A 7409-nucleotide genomic window follows, 5' to 3' on the forward strand; every position below is an offset into this window, starting at 1 on the left:
TAAATCTATTATAAGTCAAACACTTTACCATCGTCTGCATTCAGTATTTTACCACTAAACACAGTCTCTGCTTCTTTCTTAAACAAGGTAATATCATTATATCTCGTAGAATAATGTCCTAATATTAAAGTCTTTGCATTCGCTAGTTTTGCAATACTTGCCGCCTGCTTAGCAGTACAGTGTTTCGTTCGTTCTGTATAGTGCTCTTCACTGTCTAAGAAAGTACTCTCATGGTATAATACATCTACATCTTTAATGATAGGTACTATGGCTTCAGAATAGTAAGTATCTGAACAGAATGCGTAGCTCTCCGTAGGTTCTGGATCATAAGTAATATCCTTATTATCCACTACAGTACCATCATCTAATGTGATATTACCACCACTTTTAATTTTCTGATAATAACATCTATCAATACCTAAATCTTCAATAGCTCCTATGCGCAACTTTCTATCACCAGGTTTTGTTTCGAATAAATACCCATTTGTATACACACGGTGATCTAATGGTATGGTACGTACAATAACCTTATCATCTTCAAATACAACTCTACTCTCCTTACTCGTCTGTTCATGAAAGAACAACTTATATCCTGAATAAGAATTAGACAATCTCAGCTGCAACAAAGTCACTTCCTTAATTCCCTTAGGTCCATAAATATGCAAATCAGAAGTTCTGTTTAACAACATATACGTTGAGATCAACCCTATCAATCCATAAAAGTGATCTCCGTGTAAATGAGAAATAAAAATATGATTGATACGTTGAAACTTCAACTTATGACGCCTTAATTGTACTTGAGTTCCTTCACCAGCGTCGATTAAAAACATCTGCCCTCCCATCTCTAAAACTTGAGATGTAGGGTTAGTTATCGTTCTTGGTGTTGCTGCATAACAGCCTAATATAATAAGTTTCAATACTATTTTGTTTTAATTTTTGAGCTTGTAATTTACAAAAACGACAAGCTAAGTCAAAATAAAAGGCTTAAATTACTTTAAGCCTTTTGTATATTTTTATCTAAAATCCTAAGTCTCTTTGGATTTCATCCATTTCTATCAAATCACGTGCTTCCTGTAAAGTCGGAGCAATAATCAAATCTCCATCAAACTCATTAAAGTCAATTGACTCTATAACGATAATAAAAGACTTATTAGCCTCCTCTATATGTCGTATAGCTAGAGATTCAAAACACTCTAAATCCTCTTCTAATACCTCATATTTAACCTTTGTTAAATCTAGTATTAAATTAGACTGTAGAAGGCTATGCTCATACTGCTCTTCTAGCTTTTTAAGAAACGTTACTATATCTCCCTCGTCACTCGTTATAATAAGTGTATGTCCTTTTTCTTTTACTTTCATTATATACGCCTTAATTTGATTAAGCGAATATAAAACGAATATAAATACTATCATATAGCAGAGCAAAAATATTATGGAAATACGCATCCGCAATCGTAGGGATGTATTACATACATCCAAATAAAACATCCTTGGATGTTTTCATAATGATTACATATCAAATGGCGTAATATGGATTGTGTGCTGAATGAACGTGATATATATTAAAGTACAGACGCATTATTATGCGTGTCACCCCCCTTATATTATTACCAATAAATCATTCTAAATCTTTTAAAAATAGTGTTTTTTACTTTTCTCAAAACGAACCATTAAATCCTGTAAAAAAATGGTTCGGCAATTACCGAACAACGCTACAAACCCAATGATAAAAAGGGATTCACAAGTTTTATGCGAGCTTTGTTCGGGAGTCCTTCGGAAGAGGTTCGGAAAAACAGGGCTTTTTCCGAACAAGCCCCGAACAAACACAACACAAAGCATGATAAACACTGGGGTTAAGATAACATAACCTCAAACTAAATCTAAAACATATGGTATAAAATACGAAAAATAAGCCTGTTTAAAAATGGTGTTTTTTAAGGCTTTACAAGGAAGTAATGTACTTTGATTTGTTTACTTTTCAAACAATAAGAATCAAGGTATACACCTGATATAAAAACAAGTACGATACAAATATACGCTTTTTTTAAAAACCCAAAATACACAATAGATGTATAAACGAAAAGTAATTATGTAAAAATAGCTCTGAATTAGTGATACAAGCATACAATAGTATGGTTTTAGAAGAAATGAAAGAGATATGAAGCAGAATTGCTTTTGTAGTATTTGACTAATGCTTAATCTGTGAAAGATACCTATAATAAATACTCTTATCAAAGAATGAACTATAAAAAAACACCTAATACAGCACAATATTCCTTGTGCTGTATTAGGTTGTTCTATAGATATAAAATAAGCCAACAAAATGGCTGGCTTGAATTATTTAATTTTTGAAGCTAATAGATAGGTTACAGCCATACGAACTGCTACTCCATTCTCTACCTGATCTAAGATTACTGACTGCTGTGAATCAGCTACATCAGAAGTAATCTCTACTCCTCTGTTAATAGGCCCTGGGTGCATGACTACGATTTCTTTATCTAATGAATCTAAGATCTCTTTAGTCAACCCAAACTGTTGAGAATACTCTCTCGTATTAGGAAAATAACTAAAGTCTAAACGCTCATTCTGAACGCGAAGCATATTCGCTACATCACACCATTCTAGAGCTTTTCTTAGATTAGACTCTACCTTCACTCCTAAACTCTCGATATACTTAGGGATTAATGTCTTAGGCCCACATACTCTAACCTCAGCCCCTTGCATCTGCAAAGCAAAGATATTAGACAATGCTACACGTGAATGTAGAATATCTCCTACGATCACAACCTTCTTCCCTGCTACATCACCTAACTTTTCGCGGATAGAATAACTGTCTAATAACGCCTGTGTAGGGTGCTCATGTGCTCCATCTCCTGCATTAATGATACTTGCGTTTACATTCTTAGATAAGAAATGAGCAGCTCCTGCATCACTGTGACGCATCACTACCATATCTACCTTCATGGCTAAGATATTATTAACTGTATCGATTAGTGTTTCTCCTTTCTTCACTGAAGACTGAGCAGCAGAAAAACTAATCACATCTGCAGATAAACGTTTTTGTGCTAATTCGAAAGATAGTTTAGTACGAGTACTGTTTTCAAAGAAGATATTCGCTATGGTAATATCTCGTAGAGAAGGAACTTTCTTAATCGGACGATTAATTACTTCCTTAAAGTGATCAGCTGTTTCGAAAATTAAATCAATATCATGCTTATTGATATACTTAATTCCTAAAAGGTGATTTACGCTTAATTCTTTCATTGTACTTCTATGAGTAGATTTAGGTAGTTAGTTTTTTTCAGTTTCTTCTAGAAAGACTGCATCTTCCTGTTCATGTTCAGACCAATGTACACGGATAGTCTCCTCATCAAAGGCATCTACTTGTCTTCCTCTATAATCAGGCTGTATCGGTAAGTGACGACTAAAACGGCGATCTATTAATACCAATAGTTCTATCTCTGCTGGACGGCCAAAAGACTGTATAGCCGTCAATGCGGCACGTATACTACGTCCTGTATAAAGCACATCATCTATAAATACGACTTTCTTATCTTCTACTAAGAAGTCTATTTGTGTTTTATTCGCTTCAAGAGTTTTTTGATGTCTTCTAAAGTCATCTCTAAAGAAAGTAATGTCTAAAAAACCTAAAGGCACTTCAGATATACCATATTCAGTCTTAAGGATGCTTTTAATGCGTTCTGCTAAAAATTTACCACGTGGTTGAATACCAATAAGAAGGGTATTAGAAAAATCAAGATGTTTTTCTACTAATTGACAAGCCAAACGGTGTAGAATGATATCAATCTCTTTTGAAGTAAGTAATACTTTTGGATTCATATATAAAAGAGTTGTGTTTGGGGGGTAAATTTACAATTAAATATCGTTTGTCACCAATTTATTAAACATATATCTTCTAAAAAAATGTAACTAATCAAAGTATGCTTTCTAAATCATATTAATATCTTTGGATAAAGATTAAAAATCCTATTGCTCATGATCAAGTCTAAATTCATAATATTCATTACCTTAACCCTATCTCTAGCTCTGCATGCTCAGAAGATAGAAGATCCTCTTCCTTTGACAAATAAACAAATACAAAAAGAACAGTGGGTCATACAGGACAAAGAAAAAAATCTAATCCTACAATGGACTGATGGTGCTCTAGAAATAGCATTAGCTAACAAACCGATTAATCAAGATCAAAAGAAAAAAATCTACGCTAGAATTCCTGCTCAGCAAATCAAAGATAACGTTACTGAATATGTCTTACTAACTGATAAAACAGAGTTCTTATCTACTCCTACGGCAGTGAACTGGACACAAGACGACTTAGAGTTCTTTCGCGTTTTAGAGTCTAGCGCTATCACTGTGAGTAGTACAACAGATGTCTTAGTACTTAAAAAAGGTACAGAGACTAAGTACAAGTTCTACAGTACTGATTTTGACCGTATGTGTAAGTTTGTCTCTAGATTTAACTGGGGACTTATTGCTTTAAATCGAGAGTCAGAGAATCTACCTAAGATGATTACTTCTTTTGATTTTGAAAATACAACCATGACAGGTACTATAGATAATATCCCTTTTGAGGTGAAGTTTGATTTATATTTTGATCAAGATACTTTTTATTTTAGAAGTTTCGAAATTCCTTATCATGCTAAAAATAGAGCAAGTCGTAAAGCAAAAGAAAGATATGGGCGCTACTTCACAGATAAAACGTATCGCTATGATATCGCTGAACAAACACTTAATTTCTATCAAGACGAAAAGTTAGTACTCATGTTTGGTTTTATGCCTAAAGAGTAAAACACAATCCCCATAATCTTTTAAAATACACAAAAAAAGAAATACAACTCCTCATTATCTATATCACTTATTGATTTATATTAAGTTATCAATAATATATCTCTTATAAATTGTGTTATTAAATAGGAATTACTATCTTTTCGCAATCATTTACATATACTTCAAAATAATCGAGTAGGAGGCTGAAGATTATTTCTTCAGCCGACCTCTCACACCACCAGGCATACGGATCCGTACCATGGCGGTTCTTAATTTACGATACTTTTAGGTAAATGTCATTCAGAAATGTATAACCTGCTTTCCTTAAAACCCAAATATTCAATGATGTTTTTAAAACAGGACTCAAGGCTACACGACAATACCCCTTTCGGGTATTAGCCCATTGATAAGCTTGATTAGCTTTAACACCTATCTTTTTAAGATTGGTGTACCTTAATCCCTTACTCTTCCAATTCTTCCATATAAATATCCGTATTCTTGACCGAAGCCATTTATCTATACGCTTAATCTTATCTGACATATTCGCTAACTTGAAATAGGACACCCATCCTCTTACAAACATCTTTAATGTTTCTTTGAGCTTCTCATATCCTTGTCCATTACTCCGTTTAGTAATTACTCTTAATTTATCTTTGAGTTTACTATAACTCTTAGCATGTACACATAGTTCCCACTGTTTGTTTTTACTGACATAGAAACTATACCCCAAAAACTTCTTTCCTTGAGCATATCCTATAGTAGTTTTCTCTTTATTGACTTTTAAGTGCAGTACTGTTTCTATAAATAGAGTTATACTCTCTTTTACACGTTCGCATGCTCTCTTACTCTTACAGAAGATTAAACAGTCGTCTGCATAGCGAACAAATCGATGTCCACGTCTTTCCAGCTCCATATCGAGTTCATGAAGCATGATATTGCTCAGTAATGGACTCAGAGGTCCTCCTTGAACAACTCCTTGCGTACTCTGTTCATAGTTTCCATTTATAACCACCCCAGAGTTTAGATACTTATGTATAAGTGATATTACACGTGAGTCTTTTACCCGCTTTGACAGAAGTTCAATTAACCGACTATGACTAACTGTATCGAAGAACTTTTCTAAATCTAAGTCTACTACATAGTGGTACTTATCATTTAGATGTTTCTTCGCCTCTTTCAGCGCTGTGTGACATCCTCTTTGAGGTCTAAATCCGTGGCTACTTAAATGAAAATAACGTTCGTATATCCGAGATAATACTTGAGAGATACTTTGCTGTACTAGTCTATCAATAACTGTAGGGATTCCTAGAAGTCGAACTTTACCTCCTTCTTTGGGGATTCCTACTCTGCGTACTCCCTGAGGTTTATACTTCCCTTTTGCTAACGAGTTTAACAAAGATTCTCTATGAAGTAAGAGCCATTCTAGCATGTTTTCAGTAGATAACTTGTCTATTCCATGACTCCCTTTATTTGACTTAACTCGTTTATAAGCTAAGTTTAGATTTGAGGGACTTAGGATTTGTTCAAGTAAATCTAACTGTCCTAATTGTACTTCCATGAGGTTGTTTTCAGTTATCCCTATAAAAGTCTGCTACTGCTTGATAGCTGTCAGGTTCTGCCCTATCATTCTCAAGGTAGTTATCAATATTCATCGATATTTTCTGCATTCCGCCTTTCATTGGGTAACATTCATTTACTTCTCACTTAATTAAGTTCAGTCCTTCTGTATTTCGTAAGACTTCTTGGTAATGCCAAGCTTGTATCCATACATACTATGACCTCTGCTGACTTCTTACAGCAATTGTTATCCGTAGTTCTGTAAAAAAAAAACTCCCTACGTCTGTAAGACCTCCCCAGGTAAGAACAATAACTTTCACCTCATGTGCCTGCTATATTTACCCGCATATCTCTGTACAGTTTTGGACTTCAGTTTGGGTTGCAACCTTATCCGATACTTTGAGCCTTATATATAGTTTCTGTTCGTCAGGTCAAGGTTTTGCCGTAAGCTTCCTTCAGATTCCACCTCACGATGGACACCCTTGCTATTAGCTAACACTTCCCACTGTAAAGGTGTGTTCGGGACTTGCACCCTAGAGTTATTGCCCATGCTGGGCACACAACCACTATGGACTGAAAGTCCATAGTTTGTTAAAGCAGACTAAAGTCTGCCTGGGTGGAGCTACTTACTCAAGTATAAAGTTACCTCCGTTATCATTTGATTTACGATGGTGTTCAAGATATTGATTTAGCATTTCATCAGTAATATTTCCTGTACTCCAACAACCAAAGCCTATTGCCCAAAAGTGACGTCCCCAGTATCTGTGCTTCAACTCAGGAAATTCTATTTGGAGTTTCCTTGAGGTACGACCCTTGAAGAGTTTGACAATATTGCTTATGTTTTGAGATGGTCGATATTCTATATGAAGATGAACATGGTCCTTTGATACTACACCTTTTAAAATTTGAATATCTTCTGCTTCACAAATCTGAATGATCAGACTACGACAACGTATCTGAATATCTCCTTCCAATACTGGATAACGATATTTAGTCACCCATACTATATGGGCAGTTAAACGTGATACACTATGTCCTCCGGTTCGTTGATATTCCATATATCAAAG

General features: G+C 34.7%; 7 protein-coding genes. 1 reads left to right on the top strand and 6 read right to left on the bottom strand.

Going from position 1 to position 7409, the window contains the following annotated elements; all coding sequences use genetic code 11:
* Nucleotides 1–8: 8 nt before the first annotated feature.
* From MODO_RS17165 to pyrR, 4 genes are all read right to left on the bottom strand, one after another.
* Complete coding sequence (locus MODO_RS17165) at nucleotides 9–917, bottom strand: ribonuclease Z (RefSeq protein ID WP_059051582.1); 909 nt, start codon at nucleotides 915–917, stop codon at nucleotides 9–11.
* A 100-nt stretch (nucleotides 918–1017) separates the two neighbouring features.
* Complete coding sequence (locus MODO_RS17170; RefSeq protein ID WP_059051584.1) at nucleotides 1018–1359, bottom strand: hypothetical protein; 342 nt, start codon at nucleotides 1357–1359, stop codon at nucleotides 1018–1020.
* Between the two features lie 978 nt (nucleotides 1360–2337).
* The gene (locus tag MODO_RS17175) at nucleotides 2338–3264 is read right to left on the bottom strand and encodes an aspartate carbamoyltransferase catalytic subunit (RefSeq protein ID WP_041892766.1); all 927 of its coding nucleotides are present in this window, start codon (nucleotides 3262–3264) and stop codon (nucleotides 2338–2340) included.
* A gap of 27 nt (nucleotides 3265–3291) precedes the next feature.
* Nucleotides 3292–3840 (bottom strand): bifunctional pyr operon transcriptional regulator/uracil phosphoribosyltransferase PyrR, encoded by a 549-nt coding sequence (gene pyrR / locus MODO_RS17180; protein ID WP_006261577.1) that lies wholly within the window; start codon nucleotides 3838–3840, stop codon nucleotides 3292–3294.
* Between the two features lie 156 nt (nucleotides 3841–3996).
* Between pyrR and MODO_RS17185 the strand changes: the two genes are divergently transcribed.
* On the top strand, nucleotides 3997–4806 hold the full coding sequence (locus MODO_RS17185; RefSeq protein ID WP_059051586.1) for a hypothetical protein: 810 nt from the start codon (nucleotides 3997–3999) through the stop codon (nucleotides 4804–4806).
* A 253-nt stretch (nucleotides 4807–5059) separates the two neighbouring features.
* Here the strand turns inward: MODO_RS17185 and ltrA are convergent, their stop codons facing one another.
* Together ltrA and tnpA are read right to left on the bottom strand one after the other, a co-directional pair.
* Nucleotides 5060–6343, bottom strand: a complete 1284-nt coding sequence (gene ltrA, locus MODO_RS17190) for a group II intron reverse transcriptase/maturase (RefSeq protein WP_235811674.1) — start codon at nucleotides 6341–6343, stop codon at nucleotides 5060–5062.
* Nucleotides 6344–6968: 625 nt separating this feature from the next.
* Nucleotides 6969–7400 carry an IS200/IS605 family transposase gene (tnpA, locus tag MODO_RS17195; protein WP_059050942.1) on the bottom strand — a complete coding sequence of 144 codons (432 nt, stop codon included), beginning with the start codon at nucleotides 7398–7400 and terminating at the stop codon, nucleotides 6969–6971.
* Between the last annotated feature and the right edge of the window lie 9 nt (nucleotides 7401–7409).

It is taken from the genome of Myroides odoratimimus (assembly GCF_001485415.1).
Classification (GTDB): Bacteria; Bacteroidota; Bacteroidia; order Flavobacteriales; family Flavobacteriaceae; genus Flavobacterium; species Flavobacterium odoratimimum.

What these genes read in the sequence shown, in the direction of transcription:
- MODO_RS17170 (WP_059051584.1), bottom strand. Translation starts at nt 1,359, where the DNA reads ATGAAAGTAAAAGAAAAAGGACATACACTTATTATAACGAGTGACGAG.
- MODO_RS17175 (WP_041892766.1), bottom strand. Translation starts at nt 3,264, where the DNA reads ATGAAAGAATTAAGCGTAAATCACCTTTTAGGAATTAAGTATATCAAT.
- pyrR (WP_006261577.1), bottom strand. Translation starts at nt 3,840, where the DNA reads ATGAATCCAAAAGTATTACTTACTTCAAAAGAGATTGATATCATTCTA.
- MODO_RS17185 (WP_059051586.1), top strand. Translation starts at nt 3,997, where the DNA reads ATGATCAAGTCTAAATTCATAATATTCATTACCTTAACCCTATCTCTA.
- ltrA (WP_235811674.1), bottom strand. Translation starts at nt 6,343, where the DNA reads ATGGAAGTACAATTAGGACAGTTAGATTTACTTGAACAAATCCTAAGT.
- tnpA (WP_059050942.1), bottom strand. Translation starts at nt 7,400, where the DNA reads ATGGAATATCAACGAACCGGAGGACATAGTGTATCACGTTTAACTGCC.